At 70.1% G+C, this 18849-nt stretch carries 19 protein-coding genes; 11 read left to right on the top strand and 8 right to left on the bottom strand.

Annotation, left to right across the window (positions count from 1 at the left end):
• Positions 1–123: 123 nt before the first annotated feature.
• Positions 124–1311 (bottom strand): ROK family protein, encoded by a 1188-nt coding sequence (locus tag ACLJQF_RS47470; protein WP_410617164.1) that lies wholly within the window; start codon positions 1309–1311, stop codon positions 124–126.
• A 131-nt stretch (positions 1312–1442) separates the two neighbouring features.
• Here ACLJQF_RS47470 and ACLJQF_RS47465 point away from each other — a divergent pair, with 131 nt between their 5' ends.
• From ACLJQF_RS47465 to ACLJQF_RS47445, 5 genes are all read left to right on the top strand, one after another.
• Entirely contained in the window at positions 1443–2678 is a 1236-nt protein-coding gene (locus ACLJQF_RS47465; protein ID WP_410617163.1) for an ROK family protein, read from the top strand.
• A 574-nt stretch (positions 2679–3252) separates the two neighbouring features.
• The gene (locus tag ACLJQF_RS47460; RefSeq protein WP_410617162.1) at positions 3253–4467 is read left to right on the top strand and encodes an RICIN domain-containing protein; all 1215 of its coding nucleotides are present in this window, start codon (positions 3253–3255) and stop codon (positions 4465–4467) included.
• Positions 4468–4541: 74 nt separating this feature from the next.
• Positions 4542–5606 (top strand): RICIN domain-containing protein, encoded by a 1065-nt coding sequence (locus ACLJQF_RS47455; RefSeq protein ID WP_410617160.1) that lies wholly within the window; start codon positions 4542–4544, stop codon positions 5604–5606.
• The gene (locus ACLJQF_RS47450) at positions 5603–7462 is read left to right on the top strand and encodes a ricin-type beta-trefoil lectin domain protein (RefSeq protein WP_410617159.1); all 1860 of its coding nucleotides are present in this window, start codon (positions 5603–5605) and stop codon (positions 7460–7462) included. The genes ACLJQF_RS47455 and ACLJQF_RS47450 overlap by 4 nt, the downstream gene beginning before the upstream one ends.
• A complete protein-coding gene (locus tag ACLJQF_RS47445; protein WP_410617157.1) occupies positions 7459–8814 on the top strand; it encodes a ricin-type beta-trefoil lectin domain protein in 1356 nt (451 codons plus the stop codon). Before ACLJQF_RS47450 ends, ACLJQF_RS47445 begins: the two co-directional genes overlap by 4 nt.
• Positions 8815–9058: 244 nt before the next feature.
• On the opposite strand, the gene ACLJQF_RS47440 is transcribed toward ACLJQF_RS47445, so the two are convergent.
• On the bottom strand, positions 9059–9781 hold the full coding sequence (locus ACLJQF_RS47440) for a GntR family transcriptional regulator (RefSeq protein ID WP_410617156.1): 723 nt from the start codon (positions 9779–9781) through the stop codon (positions 9059–9061).
• Between the two features lie 117 nt (positions 9782–9898).
• On the opposite strand from ACLJQF_RS47440, the gene ACLJQF_RS47435 reads away from it, so the two are divergent.
• Genes ACLJQF_RS47435 through ACLJQF_RS47415 form a run of 5 tightly spaced genes read left to right on the top strand, consistent with a single transcriptional unit; the run spans position 9899 to position 14140 of the window.
• Positions 9899–11143, top strand: coding sequence for an MFS transporter (locus ACLJQF_RS47435; RefSeq protein ID WP_410617155.1), 1245 nt, complete (start codon positions 9899–9901; stop codon positions 11141–11143).
• Between the two features lie 10 nt (positions 11144–11153).
• A complete protein-coding gene (locus ACLJQF_RS47430) occupies positions 11154–11948 on the top strand; it encodes a putative hydro-lyase (protein ID WP_410617154.1) in 795 nt (264 codons plus the stop codon).
• A 1-nt stretch (position 11949) separates the two neighbouring features.
• Positions 11950–12699 (top strand): LamB/YcsF family protein, encoded by a 750-nt coding sequence (locus tag ACLJQF_RS47425; RefSeq protein ID WP_410617153.1) that lies wholly within the window; start codon positions 11950–11952, stop codon positions 12697–12699.
• Positions 12696–13307 (top strand): 5-oxoprolinase subunit B family protein, encoded by a 612-nt coding sequence (locus ACLJQF_RS47420; RefSeq protein ID WP_410617152.1) that lies wholly within the window; start codon positions 12696–12698, stop codon positions 13305–13307. Before ACLJQF_RS47425 ends, ACLJQF_RS47420 begins: the two co-directional genes overlap by 4 nt.
• Positions 13304–14140 carry a biotin-dependent carboxyltransferase family protein gene (locus tag ACLJQF_RS47415; RefSeq protein WP_410617151.1) on the top strand — a complete coding sequence of 279 codons (837 nt, stop codon included), beginning with the start codon at positions 13304–13306 and terminating at the stop codon, positions 14138–14140. Before ACLJQF_RS47420 ends, ACLJQF_RS47415 begins: the two co-directional genes overlap by 4 nt.
• Before the next feature lie 15 nt (positions 14141–14155).
• Here ACLJQF_RS47415 and ACLJQF_RS47410 read toward each other — a convergent pair whose 3' ends face one another.
• On the bottom strand, positions 14156–14401 hold the full coding sequence (locus tag ACLJQF_RS47410) for a hypothetical protein (protein ID WP_410617150.1): 246 nt from the start codon (positions 14399–14401) through the stop codon (positions 14156–14158).
• On the bottom strand, positions 14394–14747 hold the full coding sequence (locus ACLJQF_RS47405) for a hypothetical protein (RefSeq protein ID WP_410617149.1): 354 nt from the start codon (positions 14745–14747) through the stop codon (positions 14394–14396). The genes ACLJQF_RS47410 and ACLJQF_RS47405 overlap by 8 nt, the downstream gene beginning before the upstream one ends.
• An 81-nt stretch (positions 14748–14828) precedes the next feature.
• On the opposite strand from ACLJQF_RS47405, the gene ACLJQF_RS47400 reads away from it, so the two are divergent.
• Positions 14829–15407: an ArsR/SmtB family transcription factor gene (locus ACLJQF_RS47400; protein WP_410617148.1), complete on the top strand. Its 579-nt coding sequence runs from the start codon at positions 14829–14831 to the stop codon at positions 15405–15407.
• Here the strand turns inward: ACLJQF_RS47400 and ACLJQF_RS47395 are convergent.
• From ACLJQF_RS47395 to ACLJQF_RS47380, 4 genes are all read right to left on the bottom strand, one after another.
• Positions 15404–16030, bottom strand: a complete 627-nt coding sequence (locus ACLJQF_RS47395) for an alpha-ketoglutarate-dependent dioxygenase AlkB family protein (protein WP_410617147.1) — start codon at positions 16028–16030, stop codon at positions 15404–15406. The two genes, ACLJQF_RS47400 and ACLJQF_RS47395, sit on opposite strands and share 4 nt — an antisense overlap.
• Before the next feature lie 248 nt (positions 16031–16278).
• Entirely contained in the window at positions 16279–17337 is a 1059-nt protein-coding gene (locus ACLJQF_RS47390; RefSeq protein WP_410617145.1) for an alcohol dehydrogenase catalytic domain-containing protein, read from the bottom strand.
• 44 nt (positions 17338–17381) lie between these two features.
• Positions 17382–17714: a transcriptional regulator gene (locus ACLJQF_RS47385; RefSeq protein WP_410617143.1), complete on the bottom strand. Its 333-nt coding sequence runs from the start codon at positions 17712–17714 to the stop codon at positions 17382–17384.
• A 72-nt stretch (positions 17715–17786) separates the two neighbouring features.
• Positions 17787–18605, bottom strand: coding sequence for an LLM class flavin-dependent oxidoreductase (locus tag ACLJQF_RS47380; protein ID WP_410617142.1), 819 nt, complete (start codon positions 18603–18605; stop codon positions 17787–17789).
• Positions 18606–18849 lie beyond the last annotated feature (244 nt).

Below are 18849 nucleotides of genomic sequence, written 5' to 3'. Positions count from 1 at the left end.
TCAACCCGGGTGACTCGGGTCACGTCAATAACACGGCGGTAACGTTTTGTGCCTAAGTTTAAGTACTGAAAGAACTGGCGGTCTAGACCTGCTGAATGTCCTACTCCCTGCGACGCAAGGGTTTCAGCCGGTGCGCCCGCCGTTGGCCAGCAGCTCGGCGATCGGCAGCGTCGCCGCGCCGAGCGCCACCGCCTCGGGCCCGAGCCGGCCGAGGACGACCTCGGTGCGCTCGGCCAGGTAGTCCAGCGCGTGCCGGCTCACGGCGTCGCGGACCGCGGGCAGGATCGCCTGCCCCATGATCGCCCCGGCCGAGCCGGAAAGCACCACCCGATCGGGGCTGAGCAGGTTGATCAGGTTCGCGATGCCGATGCCCAGGTACTCGCCGGTCTCGGCGAGCACGTCGGCGGCCGGGCCGCCACCCTGGGCTTCGGCCACGATGTGCGCCAGTTCGACGTCGCTTTCGTCCCCGATGACCGGTTCCTTGCCGACGCGGTCGGCGTAGTGGCGGACGACCGCCTCGGTGCCGACGTAGGCCTCCAGACAGCCGTGGGAACCGCACCGGCAGGCCGCACCGGCCGCCTTGACGACGGTGTGACCCCACTCGCTGGTCGTGATGCCGGGATGGGACCGCCCGGCCGTCGCGACGGCGGCCCCGACGCCCACGCCGAGGAGGGCGACGATGGCGCGTTCGGCGTCCCGGCCGGCACCTCGCCACGCCTCGGCTTGGCCCAGGGTGCGAGCGCGGTTGTCCAGATGGAGGGGCGCCTCGATGTGGGGATGGATCAGCTCGGCGAAGTTCACCCCGCGCCACCCCAGGGTGGGCGCGTGCACGATCCCGCCGTCGCGGACCGCGCCCGGCACGCCGATGCCGACGCCGAACACCGCGTCCGGATTGCCGTCTTCGAGCACTTCGGCGATGCCGGTGCGCACCAATCCGGCCACTTCCTCCGGGTCGAGCCGGGTGCCGACCAGCGGGTGGCGCACGGTGCCGAGGGTGCCGAGCGCGCAGTCGAACAGGCCGACTTCGACGTGCGTTTCGCTGACGTCGACGCCCACGACGTGCCCGAAGTCCGGCCGCACCGCCAGCAGCGTCCGCGGCCGCCCGCCGTCCGATTCGACCGATCCGGCCTCGGCGACGACGCCGTCCGCGATGAGCTCGGAGACGACGTTGGTAACGGTGGCGGCCGATAGTCCCGATTCAGCTACCAGTTCCAGTCTGCTGACGGGACCGCGGAGGTAGAGCGAGGAGAGCAGTGCCGCGCGGTTGTGCCGCCTGAGGTCTCGGGTCGTCTGGCGCGCCACCTGGGTCACCGGGAGGATTCTGCCAGACCGCAACCCCGCGACCATCAGTTCGGGACTTAGTTCACCACTTAATACATAGCCACAACTTACGGTGATCAGGCATCCTGTCAGTGAGCCGGTAAGAGTCAGATGGGTTGCCCATGGCGAGCAAGCGCACCACCGTCCGCGATCTGCGGCGGCACAATCGATCCCTGCTGCTGTCGAAACTGTACTTCGACGGCCCGCTGTCGCGGCACGAGCTCAGCCAGCTCACCGGATTGAGTGCCGCCACCGTGAGCAACGTGACCGCCGAACTGGGCGAAGAACGCCTGATCACCGAAGCCGGCCAGGTCGAATCGGACGGCGGCCGCCCCCGGGTGCTGCTGCGCGTCGACCCGGCGTACGGGCACGTCGCGGGCGTCGACATCGGCGAAACGGGCGTCAAGGTCGAGCTGTTCGACCTGGCGATGAACCGCCTGGCGACGGTCGAGCACCCCCTCCCGAAGGCCCCCGACGCGGCGACCGCGGTCGAGCAGGTGGCGTCCGGGCTGCGGGAGGTGTTCGCGAGCGCGGGCATCGACGAGTCGGGTGTGCTGGGCGTCGGCATCGGCGTGCCGGGCACGGTCGAGCAGGGGTCGCGGGTGCTGGTCCACGCCCCCACGGTCGGCTGGGACGGCGTGCCGTTCGCCTCACTGCTGCAGGAGGCCGGAGTAGGCCTGCCGCTGTTCGTCGACAACGGCGCGAAGACGCAGGGCCAGGCCGAGATGTGGTTCGGCGCGGGCCGCGGAGCCCGCCACGCGGTGATCGCCCTGATCGGCTCGGGCGTGGGCGCGGCGGTGGTCACGGACGGAACGACCTACCGAGGCTCGACGAGCAGCGCGGGCGAGTGGGGCCACACGACGATCGCGTACGGCGGCCAGGAGTGCCGCTGCGGCTCGCGAGGGTGCTTGGAGGCGTACATCGGCGCCGGGGCGGTCCTGGCGCGGTACCGCCGGGCCCGCGGCAAGGACATCACGGGCGAGGACGAGCAGGCACAGTTCGCGGCCCTCCTGGCGGCGGCCCCGAAGTCCAAGACGGCGGCCCGAGTGCTCGACGAAACCGCGGGCTACCTCGGCGCGGGCATCGCCAACTTGATCAACCTGTTCAACCCGGAGCGCATCGTGCTCGGCGGCTGGGCCGGGTTGGCGCTGGGCGAGCAGCTGCTCCCGAGGATCCGAGAGGCGGCGGGCGACCACGCGCTCCGGCACCCGTTCAGCCAGACGTCGATCCAGCTGGGATCACTGGGCCTGGACGCGGTGGCCACCGGCGCGGCAACCCTGCCGGTGGCGGACCTGCTGGAGCAGGGGGCGACGTCGAGGATCGCGAAGCCGGGGGCACCGAACTCCGACGCGGCGTGAGTCCCGGCTGAGCGACCGCTGCCGTCCCGGGCCCTGAGCAACGCCCGCGAGTGGCCGAGGCGGGTGGGGGCTCTCGCCGGTGCAGTGAATGAGTCATTCACTGCACACCCCGGAACCTCCACGGCCAAGCCGGGCCAGCCACGGCCTTGCCGACTTCGGCCCAGCCCGGCCCAGCTTGGCCCGCGTGAAGCGACTTGCCGGAACCCTGCCACCCCGCGGGGGCGCCCCCCGGGTCCAGCGTATCGACGCGGCCCGACAGAAAGCCGCGCAAAGGCGGTGCCGGCGCCGCCTTGTCCACAGCCCGGCCCGGTTGTGGACAAGGCGGCTTGAGCGCACCCAACCCTCCCTCACCCGGGTGACACCATCAACCAACCCTTAATTCGGGTTGAAAAAAAATGACCGGCCGACTGTTGCCCGGCTTGTCTGGACCATGCATACTTTGTTGCCAGGCACAACAAAGACGCCTACGCACGGTCACTCCTGCCGCCGCCCCGGCAGGCGCGGCCACCTCCCCCTCCCCGCGTTCCGTGCTGCGCGCGGAACGCCGGTCCCCCCACGGTGAGAGGCGACAATGATGTCCACCTCCAAAAAGAACCGCTGGGCGGCACTCCTCGCCGCCTGCTCGCTACTCCTCCTCGGGCAGCAGGTGCTCGCCCCCGTCGAAGCCGCGGCCGCGACCACCTTCACCGACGACTTCAACGGCCCAGCCGGGGCCGGCGTCGACGGGTCCAAGTGGCAGCTCGAAACCGGCGACAACGTCAACAACCACGAGCGGCAGTACTACACCTCCGGCACCAACAACGCCCAGCTCGACGGCCAGGGCCACCTCGTCATCACCGCCAAGAAGGAAAACCCCGGCAACTACAACTGCTGGTACGGCCGCTGCGAGTACACCTCCGCGCGGCTCAACACCGCCGGCAAGTTCAGCCAGGCCTACGGCCACTTCGAGACGCGCATGAAACTCCCGCGCGGGCAGGGCATGTGGCCGGCCTTCTGGATGCTCGGCGGCGGGAACTGGCCCACCGACGGCGAAATCGACATCATGGAGAACGTCGGGTTCGAGCCGAACACCGTGCACGGCACCATCCACGGCCCCGGCTACTCCGGCGCCGGCGGCATCGGCGCCGCCTACAACGGCCCGAACTTCTCCGACGACTTCCACACCTACGCCGTCGACTGGGCCCCCAACCAGATCAAGTGGTACGTCGACGGCAACCTCTACCAGACGCGCACGCCGTCGGACCTGAACGGCAACCGCTGGGTGTACGACCACAGCTTCTTCCTCATCCTCAACCTCGCCGTCGGCGGGTACTGGCCCGGCGATCCCAACAGCAGCACGCAGTTCCCGCAGCAGCTGATCATCGACTACGTGCACGTCACGAACACCTCGAGCGGCGGCGGCGGCGGCCGGACCGGCACGATCACCGGGATCGGCGGCAAGTGCGTCGACGTCGCCGGCGCGAACAGCGCCAACGGCACGCCGATCCAGATCACCGACTGCAACGGCAACGCCGCGCAGAACTGGACCGTCGGCACCGACGGCACCATCCGGGCGCTCGGCAAGTGCCTGGACGTGAGCGCGGCGGGCACCGCGGACGGGACACCGGTGCAGCTCTACGACTGCAACGGAACCGGCGCCCAGCAATGGGTCGTCACCGGCGCGCGCGACATCGTGAACCCGAACGCGAACAAGTGCCTCGACGCCACCGGCAACTCCAGCGCGAACGGCACCCGCCTGCAGATCTGGACCTGCGGCGGCGGCGCGAACCAGAAGTGGACCACTCCCTGACCCACCCCCGTCGTGAGTGGTAATTCGGGTTCTAACCCGAATTACCACTCACGACCCCCATAAGGAGAATCCCAGTGCGGCGAATCCTCGTCGCGCTAATGGGGTGTGCCCTGTTAGCGCTTTCCTTCCTCACGACCGGCTCGGCTCAAGCCGCGGTCGAAGCGGGCCCGTCGGCGAGCCAGCTGCTCGCCAAAACCCAGTCATGTCAACAGATCTCGAATGGAAAGTATTCCTACGACGAAGGCGGCGCGGCCACCGTGCCCGTCTGCCAGGCCAACGGCGCGGTGTTCTTCAAGGCCGACATGGACATCGACTGCGACGGCGTCCGCACGACGCAGTGCAACGAGAACACCGACTGCTGCTTCTACCCCGACACCGCGTTCCACACCTCGACCGACCAGCCACTCAACGCCGCACAACTGCCGTACATCGTCCTGCCGCAGCCGACGTCCACATGGGACTACCGCAACCACGGCATCGACGGCGGTTCGGTGGTGGCGGTGATCTACAACAACCAGGTCACCTACGCCGTGGTCGGCGACACCGGACCGACGAGCATCATCGGCGAAGCGTCCTACGCCACCGCCGTCAGCCTCGGCATCAACCCCGACCCGAAGAACGGTGGCACCGAGGGCCCGGTGACGTACATCGTGTTCCCGAACACGCACGTCGACCCGATCGAGAACCACGCCAACGCGGTCAGCCTCGGTGAGCAGGTCGCCACCCAGTTCGCGGGCGGCACGACGACGCCACCCACCGGCGCCGGCCCCATCACCGGGCTCGGCGGCAAGTGCGTCGACGTCGCCGGAGCAAGCGCTTCCAACGGCGCCGCCGTCCAGCTCTACGACTGCAACGGCACCAGCGCTCAACAGTGGACGGTCAATTCGGACGGTTCCGTCCGCGCGCTCGGCAAGTGCCTCGACGTCACCAGCGCGGGCACGGCGAACGGCAGCCGGATCCAGCTGTGGGACTGCAACGGCAGCAACGCCCAGAAGTGGTCGGCGAACGGATCGCAGCACCTCGTGAACGCCGGCTCCGGCAAGTGCCTCGACGCCACCGGCAACTCCAGCGCCAACGGTACCCGGCTCCAGATCTGGACCTGCGGCACCGGCGCGAACCAGAAGTGGACCCTGCCATGAGAAAACGCTCTCTCCTCGCAGCGACAGCCACGATAGCGCTCGCCGCGGCCACCTTGGCCGCTCCCGCACAGGCCGCGGGCGAGCCGGTCAACATCTGGCTCACCACGACCAGCGACTCCGGTGGCCGGACGGTCACCCGCGGCCTCCAGCAGCAGACGCCGGTGACGTTCGCCGCCGGCACCGGCAGCGGCGGCGTGACCATCAACGTCAACGAAAACACCACCTACCAGCAGTTCGAAGGCGGCGGAGCGTCCTTCACGGACACCGCGGCGTGGCTGATGAAATCCAGCGGCGCGCTGTCCCAGGCCACCCGCGACGACACCATGCGCAAGCTCTTCGACCCGAACAGCGGCATCGGGCTGAGCTTCATCCGCAACCCGCTCGGCGCGTCCGACCTGGCCCGCTACAGCTACACCTTCGACGACCTGCCGGCCGGCCAGACCGATCCGAACCTGACGCACTTCTCGATCGCGCACGACCAGGCCGACGTGCTGCCGCTGACCAAGCAGGCCAAGCAGCTGAACCCGCAGGCCAAGGTGATGGCGTCGCCGTGGAGCGCGCCGCCGTGGATGAAGGACAACGACAGCTACCTGCTCGGCTGGGTCGAATCGCAGTACTACCCGGCTTACGCGCAGTACTTCGTCAAGTACCTCCAGGCCTACCAGGCCGCGGGCGTGCCGATCGACTACGTCTCGATGCAGAACGAGCCGACGTGCTGCGCGAGCTACCCGTCGACCAACTGGAACGGCGCCGGCCTGGCGTACTTCGCGAAGAACAACCTGCTGCCCGCACTCCAGAACGCCGGCCTGTCCACAAAGGTCTTGGCGCTCGACTGGAACTGGGACACCTACGCGTCCTACGGTGCGCCCACAATGGACGACGCGGCCATCCGCAACCACCCGAACTTCGGCGGTGTCGCGTGGCACGGCTACGGCGGCGACATCGCCCAGCAGACGACCACGCACAACCAGTACCCGAACGTCAACGCCTACTCGACCGAGCACTCCGGCGGCACCTGGATCTCGAACCAGCAGGCCGAGGACATGAACAACATCGTGGACTACACCCGGAACTGGTCGAAGAGCTTCGTCAAGTGGAGCCTCGGCGTCGACCAGAACATGGGACCGCACAACGGCGGTTGCGGCACCTGCACCGGCCTGATCACCGTCCACAACGGAGACTCGCGCAGCGGGCAGGTCGACTACACCGTCGAGTACTACACCATGGGTCACCTGACGAAGTTCGTGAAGCCGGGCGCGTACCGGATCGACTCGAACGACAGCTCGACCGTGCGCAACGTCGCCTGGAAGAACCCGGACGGTTCCAAGGCGCTCATCGCGTACAACTCCGGCACGGGCAACCAGAGCGTCCGCGTGAACTGGGGCAACTCGTCGTTCAGCTACACCCTGCCCGGCCGCACGTCGGCGACGTTCACCTGGAGCGGCAACCAGGGCAACGGCGGCGGCACCGGCAAGACCGGCCCGATCACCGGCCTGGGCGGCAAGTGCATCGACGTCGCCGGTGCGAGCAGCGCCAACGGCACCGCGGTCCAGCTCTACGACTGCAACGGCTCAGGCGCTCAACAGTGGACAGTCGGCACCGACGGAACCTTGAAAGCGCTCGGCAAGTGCCTGGACGTCACTGGTCAGTCCACGGCGGACGGCGCGCAGCTGCAGCTCTGGGACTGCGGCGGCACGGCCAACCAAAGATGGGCGGCCACCGCGGCCAAGGACCTCGTCGGCGCCGGCTCGAACAAGTGCGTCGACGCGACCGGCAACTCCAGCGCCAACGGCACCCGGCTGCAGATCTGGACCTGCACCGGCGCCGCCAACCAGAAGTGGAACGTGCCCGCATGAAGAAGACAGCAGCATTCAGCGCCCTGATCGCCGCGTCGGCGCTGGTACTCGCGCCGGGCGTGGCGCAGGCGGCGACCGGCCCGATCACCGGCCTCGCCGGTAAGTGCATCGACGTCGCCGGCGCGAGCAGCACCAACGGAACGGCCGTCCAGCTCTACGACTGCAACGGCACCGGCGCGCAACAGTGGACAGTCGGCAGCGACGGTTCCCTGCAGGCGCTGGGCAAGTGCCTCGACGTCACGAGCGCCGGCACGGCGAACGGCACGACGATCCAGCTCTGGGACTGCAACGGCTCCACCGCCCAAAAATGGACGGCCAACACGGCGAAGAACCTGGTCAACGCCGGATCCGGCAAGTGCCTCGACGCCACCGGCAACTCCGGCGCCAACGGGACGCGGCTGCAGATCTGGACGTGCGCGAGCACGGCCAACCAGCAGTGGACCCTCCCGGGCGGCACCACGACACCGCCGGGGCCGGGCGTGATGGCCGTCGCGCCGTACCTCTACAACGGCTGGGGTGACCCGCCCAATCCGGCGACGATCCAGAACGCCACCGGCGTCAAGTGGTTCACGCTGGCCTTCATCCTGTCCAACGGCTACTGCAACCCGCAGTGGGACGGCGGCCGGGCGCTCACCGGCGGCGTCGACCAGAACACGATCACCACCATCCGTGCGGGCGGCGGCGACATCATCCCGTCGTTCGGCGGCTACTCCGGCAACAAGCTGGAGTCGTCGTGCGGCAGCGCCGGCGAGCTGGCGGCGGGCTACCAGAAGGTGATCAACGCCTACGGCCTCAAGGCGATCGACATCGACATCGAGGCCGACGCCTACAGCAACCCGACGGTGCAGCAGCGCACCGTCGACGCGCTGAAGACGGTCCGGGCGAACAACCCGGGCATCAAGCTCTACGTCACCTTCGGCACCGGCCAGTCCGGGCCCGACAACAGCCTGGTCAACCGGGCCGCGCAGGCGGGCCTCACGGTCGACGGCTGGGTGATCATGCCGTTCGACTTCGGCGGCGCGGGCCAGAACATGGGCACGTTGACGCAGCGGGCGGCCGAAGGCCTCAAGAACGTCGTCAAGAGCGCGTACGGCTACGACGACGACACGGCCTACCGGCACATGGGCATCTCGTCGATGAACGGCATCACCGACAACAACGAGACGGTCACGCTCAACGACTTCACCACGATCCTGGGCTACGCGAACGCGCACCACCTGGCCCGGTTGACGTTCTGGTCGGCGAACCGCGACCGCCCGTGCCCCGGCGGCTACCCGAACAACGACACCTGTTCCGGCGTTTCCCAGCAGGCGTGGGACTTCACGAGGATCTTCGCCCGCTACGCCGGCTGACCCCCCTCCCGCGGAAAGTTCGTGAAGGCCACCTTGAGGAACTTGAAGTTCCTGAAGGTGGCCTTCACGGCTTTGCGGCGTAGGGCTGCCGGGCCGCGGCCCTGGGGAAGCGGCGACCCGGCAGCGGGGGGCTCCGCCTGCCGCTGGGGGTAACCGGCGACGGAACCGCCCCCGAGGTTATCGACCGGAAGTCGCGTCCGGCTCGTGCTCGGGCCGTCCGGACGTCAACCCTGCCCGAACGGACCTACTCCGCCGCGATGGCCGCGCGGGCCGCCTCGGCCCGGTCGGCGTAGGCGTCCACCAGCTGTTCTTCGGCGTCGTCGAGGTACTTCATCAGCAGCTGTTCCGCGCCCGGGCCGTCGCCGGCCTCGATCCGGTCGAGGATTTCGTGGTTGCGCGGCAGGTAGCGCTCGTGAAAGCGCCGCGGCTCGGCCATGATGTGGAACACCAGCCGCAGCTCGGCGGTCAGCCTGCCGACCAGCTCGTTCACCCGCTCGCTGCCGGACAGCGCGGCCAGCTCCTGGTGGAACCAGACGTTCGCGGTGCCGAGGTCCTTCCAGTTGCCGGTGCGCGCGGCCTCGTCGCCGATGTCGACCTTCTCCTTGATCCGCGCGAAAGACACCGGCTTGGCCTTCAGCCCGCGGACCGCGGCACACTCGATGATCTTGCGCACCCGGTAGATGTCGACGACGTCCTCGACGCTCGGGATGCGGACGAAGACCCCGCGGTTGAGCTCGTGCGCGAGCAGCCGCTCGTGCGTGAGCAGGCGAAACGCCTCGCGGAGGGTGTTGCGGGAGACGCCGAGCGCGTTGCCGATGTCCTGCTCCGACAGCCGGCCGCCGGGGAGGAAGAACCCCTCCGCGATGCGCTTGCGGAGGACGCCGGCGACCCGTTCGGCCGTGCTCTTGCGCGTGACCAGGCCGCGATCGGCTTCGAGCCCCGGGACCACGCTGTCTTCGATGACCACGAGGACAAGGCTACCCGCCACTCGGGGGACGATCCAATTGCCGTCTTGTGGAATTGTTCAACAATCTCTAGCGTGTGAGGCACGCCACGATGAGAGACACTGGCCAGGAGGTGCCCCATGACTGTCACAACCGCTACCGAGGCCCGGCCGTTCGACTGGTTCCGCACACTCGGCAAACGGGGACGCCGCGCCTTCGTGGGCGCGTTCGGCGGGTACGGCCTGGACTCGTTCGACTACCAGACCCTGCCGCTCGGCCTCGCCGCGATCACCGCGTACTTCGGCATCTCGAGCGGGCAAGCCGGCCTGCTCGGCACGACGACGCTGGTCGTGTCGGCCGTCGGCGGCGTGGGAGCCGGCATGCTGGCCGACCGGATCGGCCGCGTCCGGACCCTGCAGATCACCATCGCGATGTACACGATCTTCACCGTGCTCTGCGGCTTCGCGCCCAACTTCGAGACGCTGCTGATCTTCCGCGCGCTGCAGGGGCTGGGCTTCGGTGGCGAGTGGGCGGCGGGCGCCGCGCTGGTCGCCGAGTACTCGCAGGCCAAGTACCGCGGCCGGACCGTGGCGTTCGTGCAGAGCGCGTGGGCGGTCGGCTGGGGGCTGTCGGTGGTCGTCTACACCGTCGTGTTCAGCGTGGCCAGCGACGACGTGGCCTGGCGGATCATGTTCTGGACCGGCGTCATCCCGGCGCTGTTCGTGCTCTGGATCCGCCGCAGTGTCAAGGACGCCCCGCGTGCGGAGGAACGCCGCCTCTCCGCTCGCACCAAGAACACGCTGCCGCAGATCTTCAAAGGCGACCTCCTGCGCACGACGTTCTTCGCCGCACTGCTGGCCACCGGTGTCCAGGGCGGGTACTACACGATCTCGACGTGGCTGCCGTCCTACCTGAAGAAGACGCGCGAGCTGACCGTGATCGGCACCGGCGGCTACCTCGCGTTCCTCATCACCGGCGCCTTCGTCGGGTACGTCTGCGGCGGCTACCTGACGGACCTGATGGGACGCAAGAAAACCTTCCTGACGTTCGCGCTGCTGTCGGCCGCGCTGATCGTCGCCTACACCCAGATCCCCAAGGGCGCCAACGGCCTCGTGCTGGTGCTCGGTTTCCCGCTCGGCTTCTCGATGTCCGCGATCTTCAGCGGCTTCGGCGCGTTCCTCGCCGAGCTGTACCCGACCGCGCTGCGCGGCACCGGGCAGGGCTTCACGTACAACTTCGGCCGCGCGGTCGGCGCGATCTTCCCGACTGTGGTCGGTTTCATGGGCGCGGGCGGCGCGATCGTGTTCGGCGCGCTGGGCTACGGCATCGCCGTGCTCGCACTGCTCGGCCTCCCGGAGACCCGCGGCATCGAACTCGTCGACTGAGGGGGAACTCATGACGACCTTTGACGAACCGGCCACGTACACGCCGGCCCAGGCCCGGGCGGCCTTCCGCACCGGCACCGCCCACCCCACGACCGGCTGGGCCAACGGCTTCACCCAGACCAACCTGATCGCCGTGCCCGAGGACTGGGCCTACGACGTCCTGCTGTTCTGCACCCGCAACCCGCAGGCCTGCCCGGTGCTCGACGTCACCGACCCCGGCGACCCGGCCACCCGGCTCGCCGAGGGCGCGGACCTGCGCACCGACCTGCCGCGCTACCGGATCTGGCAGAACGGGGTGCTCGCCGGCGAGGTGTCGGACGCGACCGGCCTGTGGCGCAGCGACATGGTCGCCTTCTCCATCGGCTGCAGCTTCACGTTCGAGACGGCGCTGGCCGCCGAGGGCGTCCCGCTGCGGCACGTCGACCAGGGCCGCAACGTCGCGATGTACGTGACGAACCGGCCGTGCGAGCCCGCCGGACGGCTGTTCGGCCCGATGGTGGTCTCGATGCGGCAGATCCCGGAGGACCGGGTCGCCGACGCCATCCGGATCACCCGCGCGATGCCCGCCGTGCACGGCGGCCCGGTGCACATCGGCGACCCGGGCGTGCTCGGTATCACCGACCTGTCCCGGCCGGACTTCGGCGATCCGGTGGCGGCGGAGCCGGGTGACGTCCCGGTGTTCTGGGCCTGCGGAGTCACGCCGCAGGCGGCGCTGATGGCGTCGCGGCCTCCCTTTGCGATCACCCACGCGCCGGGGTACATGTTCATCACCGATCGGTACGACAGCGAATACCGGGTGGGTTGAAATGGATTTGAACAGCGATCTCGGCGAGGGCTTCGGCGCCTGGAAGATGGGCGACGACGAAGCCATGCTCGACATCGTGACCAGCGCGAACATCGCGTGCGGCTTCCACGCGGGCGACCCGTCGGTGATGCGGCGGGTGTGCGAGCTGGCGGCCGAACGCGGCGTCGCGATCGGCGCGCACGTCGGTTACCACGACCTGGCCGGCTTCGGCAGGCGCGCACTCGCCATCGCGCCGGACGACCTGGCGAACGAAGTGCTGTACCAGATCGGCGCGCTCGACGCGTTCGCCCGCGCGGCCGGCAGCCGCGTGACGTACGTGAAGCCGCACGGCGCGTTGTACAACACGGCGGCGGTCGACACCGAGCAGGCCGCGGCGATCGTCGACGGCCTGCGCCGCTACGACCCCGCGCTGGCGCTGCTCTGCCTGCCGGACTCGGAAATGCAGCGGGAAGCGGAGAAAGCCGGCGTGGTGGCGTACGCGGAAGCGTTCGCGGACCGGGCCTACACCGCGGACGGCAAGCTGGTGCCGCGCGGGCGGCCGGGCGCGGTCCTGCACGACGCCGACCTGGTGGCGAACCGCGCGGTCGGCATGGCGACCGGCGGCGTCGTGACGGAGAACGGCACCAAGCTGGAACTGCGCCCGGATTCCCTGTGCGTGCACGGGGACACGCCAGGCGCGGTCGAGCTGGCCCGGCGGATCGAGGCGGCGCTGACCGGGGCGGGCATCCAGCTCGGCGCGTTCACCGGATGACCGTCCGGTTGCTGCCGTGCGGGCGGCGCGCGGTGCTGGTGGAACTGGATGACGTGCTGGGCTTCCAGGCGGCCCTGACGCAGTCGCCGCCGGACGGGGTCGTGGAACTCGTCCCGGCGGCGCGGACCCTGCTGGTGCGGTACGACCCTTCGGTGACGAACGCGGAACGGCTGGGCGCGCTGCTGCGTCAGGTGTCCCCGGTGGACCGGGTGGCGGCCGAGACGGGCGAGGTGGTGATCCCGGTGGTGTACGACGGCGAAGACCTCGCCGACGTCGCCGCGGAGACGGGGTCGAGCGTGCCGTCGCTGATTTCGCGGCACACCGCGGGTGCGTACGTCTCGGCGTTCTGCGGCTTCGCGCCCGGGTTCGCCTACCTGACCGGATCGGACCCCGCGCTGCACGTGTCCCGCCGGTCTTCGCCGCGCACCCGCATCCCGGCGGGCTCGGTGGCGATCGCCAGCGAGTACAGCGCGGTCTACCCGAGCGCCTCACCGGGTGGCTGGCGGTTGCTGGGCCGGACGGACGTGCCGGTGTGGGACGTCGAGCGCGACCCGCCGAACCTGCTGCCGCCGGGCACCCGGGTCCGGTTCACGGCGGTGCGGTCGTGAAGCTCGAAGTCGTCCGGCCCGGGTTCGCGACGACCGTGCAGGATCTCGGCCGCCCGGGCCACGCGGCCCTCGGCGTCGGCCGCTCCGGCGCGGCCGACCGCGAGTCGTTCCGGCTGGCCAACCGGCTCGTCGGGAACCCGCCCGGGGCAGCGGGCCTGGAGGTCACGCTCGGCGGCCTGGTGCTGCGCGCCTCGGGCGTGACCACGGTGGCGGTCACCGGTGCCGCCTGCCCGCTCTCGAAGGGCGGCCTCAATGGACCGATCACGTTGTGGCCCGGGGAGGAGCTGTCCTTGGGCACGGCCGTGTCGGGTTTGCGGTGTTACGTCGCGGTGCGCGGCGGGATCGACGTGCCGCCGGTGCTCGGTTCCCGGGCGACGGACACGCTCGGGAAGCTGGGCCCGCCCCCGCTGACGGCCGGGATGCTGCTGCCGATCGGCCCGGCTCCGCGCGCTTTCCCGGTGGTGGACCTCGCGCCCCGGGCGGCGTTGCCGGCGGAACCGGTGTTGCGTGTGACGCCGGGCCCGCGTCGCGACTGGTTCACCGCGCCGGACACGCTGCTGTCCACTGTGTACACGGTGTCGCCGGACTCGGACCGCGTCGGCATCCGGCTGACCGGGCCGGCGCTGTCCCGGGCGCGCCACGACGAGCTGCCGTCGGAAGCCTGCGTGCCGGGATCGCTGCAGGTGCCGCCGTCGGGCCGGCCGATCCTGTTCCACGCCGACCACCCGACGACCGGCGGGTACCCGGTCATCGCCGTCGTCGAGGAGGAGGACCTCGACCTGGCGGCCCAGCTGCGCCCCGGCCAGACACTGCGCTTCCGTCCCGCGTCGTGAGTGGTAATTCGGGTTCTAACCCGAATTACCACTCACGACCACCAGCCAGGCGACGTTGGTGGACCCGATCGCCAGCCACGCCGCCCAGGCCGTCGCCGGTGCGAGCGAGGTGGTGACGACCCCCAGTGCCACCGTCACCACCAGCGGCCAGGCGCGCCGCGGCCGGCCCGGCCACCGCCGCCGCTCGGCGAGGTAGGCGTCCAGGGCCTCGGCGACCTGGTCGTCGATCTCGTCACGCAGCCGGGCGTCCAGTTCAGACATGCGCCGGCACCGGCCGCGGCACGGCGACCGACAGGCACGCCAGCGCGAGCGGCACCTCCAGACCGGCCATGAGCAGCGAAAACACCACGTCGTCGCCGGCCGTCACCACGTCGAACCAGGCGTCGGCCAGCAGCAGCGTCGCCGTGGCCGTCGCGACCAGCGGCGTCCGGGCGTCGCCGCGCCCCAGCAGCCAGGCCGTGAGCAGCAGGCCGGCCGCTTCCGCCGCGTCGAAGCCCGTCCAGGCCAGCCGCCAGTGCTGCGCCGACCCGACGTCCGGCAGCGTCAGCCCGAGCACCGCAATCCACGGCAGCAGGCACAGTCCCGCTGCCCAGATGAGCTTCTTCATGCGAACCCCCGAGTTCTCTCCCGACCCAAGGTAGCGATTGCAGAGATTCTTTGCAAACAATCTCTGTAGTACGCTCCCGGCATGGTCGAACGTCCCGAAAAACGCGTGCTCACCGGCGCGGATCTCAAGGCCTTCTACAAGGCGCTGGCCAACCCCGTGCGCCGGGACATCCTCAGCTACCTGGGCAAACACGGCGAAGCGAACTCGACGAGCGTCGCGAAGGCCCTCGGCGAGAGCACCGGGACGACCAGCTACCACCTCCGCAAGCTCGCCGACCTGGAGCTGATCGAGGAGCTCGAAAACCGCGGGGATGGCCGCGAACGCTGGTGGAAGTCGCGGTCGAAGGACATCTACACCCCGCCCGGCCTCGACCTGGCGCCGGACGAGCGCGAGGCGATGCTCAAGCTCGGCGCCCTCAAGCTGAGCCACGACCTGGGCCTGGTCACGCGGGCCTACGCGGGCTACGACAGCTCCGAGGGCTGGAACCAGATCTACCGCGCCGGGCTGCACCTGACGAGGGAGCAGGTCACGTCCTTCGTCGAGGAATACCAGAACCTGGTGTGGAAGTACGCCAGCGAGCCGGGGCAGCACCCCGAAGGCTCGCGCTCGGTCGCCGTCCGGTTCATCGTGGTGCCGGATGAAGAGTCCACTGAGGACTAGAAGCCGGACACCCGGAGTGTGATGTTCAGCCGCCCGTCGAGGCCCAGTGCCGGATCCGCCGTGCCCGGCAGCGTCTTCGGCACGCCGTGGTAGGCGAGCCGGGACGGGCCGCCGAACACGAACACGTCCCCGGAGCGGAGTTCGACGTCGGTGTAGGGCCGGCCGCGGGTTTCGGTGTTGCCGAAGCGGAACACGCAGGCGTCACCGAGGCTGACCGACACCACCGGCTCGAGGCTGCGCTCGTCCTTGTCCTGGTGCAGCCCCATCTTCGCGGTGGCGTCGTAGAAGTTGACCAGCGCGATGTCCGGTGTGTACGCCTCGGCCGGTTGGCCGTACGCGGCCGCGAGCGCGCGGCGGCCGAGGTCGCCGAGCCAGTCCGGGAAGGGCCGCACCGGCGCCCCCTCGCCGGTCGTGCGCGAGTAGCCGTACGGGTACCAGTGCCAGCCGAGGCAGACCGACTTCACCGACATCACGCCGCCGTTGGGCAACCGGGTGTGGCGGTAGCCGGACCAGCCGCGGCAGGCGGCCACCAGCTCGCGCTGTTCGTCGAAGCCGAGCCAGTCGGGCAGGTGCACCGCCCCGGGCGCGAGCTCGGCGCGCGGGCGCGGCAGGAGGGCGTCCATCACCTCGATTGTGCCGGAGACTCCCGCCGCACACGGTCGGTGGTCATCGAGGGCACCACGCGATGACCGCGGAACGTGACGCCCGCGGTGGCGAACAGCCGCAGGAGCCGCCCCAATGGACCAGCGGGACGGTCCTGCGGCCGCATCCCCTCGCCATGGGCCACCATGAACTAGACGTTCCCACACCTGAATGTCACAAGCCAGCGTGGATCAGCTACGAACGGGTCTCTTGACCGCGGCGCCGCGGATCAGTCACGGAACGTCACAACGGTGACGCCCGCCTGCGCCGGGACGGGGTCGTTCATCGCGGCCAGCGCGGCCGGGACGTCGTCGAGCCCGATGCGCCGGCCGATCAGCGCGGCGAGGTCGATGCCCGCCGTCTCGACGACGCGCAGCAGCTCCGGGTACTCGTGCGCCGGGAGCCCGTGGATGCCGACCAGCTCCAGTTCGCCGCCGATGACGCGGTGCATCGGGATCGGCGCGAGGCCCTGCGCGGGCGGCATCAGCCCGGCCTGGACGTGCCGGCCGCGCTTGCGGAGGCTGCCGACCGACGCGGCGCAGGTCGACGGCGCACCGAGGCAATCGAGCGAGACGTGCGTGCCGCCGCCGGTCAGCTCGCGGACGTGCGCGGCGACGGCTTCCGGGCCGTCGAACGCCGAGGAGTCGACGGTGAGGGCTGCACCCGACTTCGCGGCCAGCGCCAGAGCGGGCAACGAGACGTCGACGGCGACGACCTTCGCGCCCGCCGCGACGGCCAGCAGCACCGCCGAGATCCCGACGCCGCCGCAGCCGTACACCGAGACCCACTGGCCCGCGGTGACCCGCCCTTGCCGCAGCACCGCGCGAAACGCCGTGCCGAACCGGCAGCCGAGGGCGGCGGCCTCGGCGGCGCCGAGCGAATCCGGCAGCGCGACCAGGTTCGTCTCGGCGTGCTCGATGGCGACGCGCTCGGCGAACGACCCCCAGTGTGTGGCGCCGGGCTGGAACTCGCGATCACAGATCTGCTGGTCGCCGCGGGCGCACTGGGCGCAGGTGCCGCAGGCGCAGACGAAGGGCACGGTGACGCGCGCGCCGAGCTCCCAGCCGCGGACCCCGTCGCCGAGCGCGACGACCCGGCCGGCGAGCTCGTGCCCGGCGACGTGCGGCAGCGTGACGGCGGCGTCGTGCCCCTGCCAGGTGTGCCAGTCGCTGCGGCAGACGCCGGTGGCGTCGACCTCGATCACCGCCCCACCCGGCGCGGCCACCGGCTCGGGCACGTCCCGCACCACGGGCGGGACGCAGAACTCCTCCATCACGACAGCTCGCATGGCACGAGCCTAGTTGCTCACCTGAGCGGATTCCTCGGTGTCGCTCAGGTGAGCGCGTGGAACCTCGTCCGGCTCCGCGGCGGGCCGAGGAGTTTGCTGAGCGAGCCGTCCGGCACGTTCAGGATGTCCTCGAGATTCCGCAGGGCCTCCAACGATTCCGGCCGTTCCGGCCGGCACCGTCCCGATTGCCAGTGGCTGAGGGTGGCCAGGCTGACCGTGGTTCCCCTGCCGCGCAAGCGATAGCGGATCCGCTCGAGGCCGAGGCCGCGGGCCCGGATCGCCGCCCGCAGGGCCACGTCGAACGGCCCGGCTGCCAGCAGCAGGCCCAGCTCCGCCTGTTCCCCCCGGTCGATGGTGCGTGTTCGCTGACCGGTCATCACAACGCTCCGAAGCACTCCCGATTACGAACATTGGAGCGTAGGCGCAGGTTCGCAAGATCGGAAGGCCCCTCACCCACCTGCCTTGCGCGTCTCGTCGGCGATCGCGGCGAACGGTTCCGCGTAGCCGGAGTTGATCGTGACGTAGGAAATCCCCCACCGCTCCCGCCAGCCGAGAAGCTTTTCCGTGGCCGCACCGGGATCCTCGGGCAGGACGGTCACCGCACCGCCCGCGACGAGCTCGGGCACGTCCACCCCGGCCCACCTCGCGATCCCGGGCGACGGCTCCGTTCCGACGGCCATCAGGTTCAGGCCGAGCTCGATGTCCGGCAGCCGCGGCCCGGCGAGTTCTCGGAATCGATCCACAATGGACTGCGCGGCGGCTTCGGTGGTCGTCGGCTTCCAGGTGAACGTGACGGTGTCGGCTTCTTGCGCGGCGAGCGCCAGCATTTTCGGCCCACCGCCGGCCAGCACCAACCGTGGCCGGTCCTCGTCGCGCTTGAGGTGCGCGATGGTGGCGGCCATCCGTGTGATGCGTTCACCCGGTGCGGGGAATTCCCGGCCGAGGGTTTCCGCGTGCGCGACGGCCCCGGGACGCCCGGCACCCAGCCCGAGCTCGAACCGGCCACGGGTCTGCTGGTGCAGGGTCTGCGCCTGCCAGCCGAGCGCACGCGCGTCGCGGAAGGGGTCGGCGAGGACGAAGGTGCCGACGGTGAGATCCAGGGTGACCGCGGCGGCGGCCCCGAGCAGGACGAACGGATCGGCCTGCCCGACGGGATCGGTGGCGAGCAGGGTGTCGAAGCCGAGCTTCTCGACCCGCTCGGCCTGGGCGGTCCACGAGGTGAGGTCACGCGCATGACCGGCGACGACGCCGAAGCGGAAGGGTTTCATGCGGCCATGGTCGCGAGCGGGAGGCTGTCACCACATCCGCTTCACGACGTCACCCGCGCGTACGTCCCCCGACGTCTCGAGCGCCCCAATGTGGCCTTGGTTGCGTCTGACGCACCGAAGGCGGGGTGGATTCATGTGGTTGTTGCAACATGCTCTACATCGGACAGTAGCATGTTGATCTTTTCCTGCGGGGTAAGCCAGTTCAGAGTCTTGCGGGGACGGTCGTTGAGCCGGGCAGCGACAG

This window comes from Amycolatopsis sp. lyj-109, from assembly GCF_046548995.1.
Classification (GTDB): domain Bacteria; phylum Actinomycetota; class Actinomycetes; order Mycobacteriales; family Pseudonocardiaceae; genus Amycolatopsis.
Note: the sequence above shows the minus strand (reverse complement) of the source record. Positions and strands in the feature narration are given on the sequence as shown.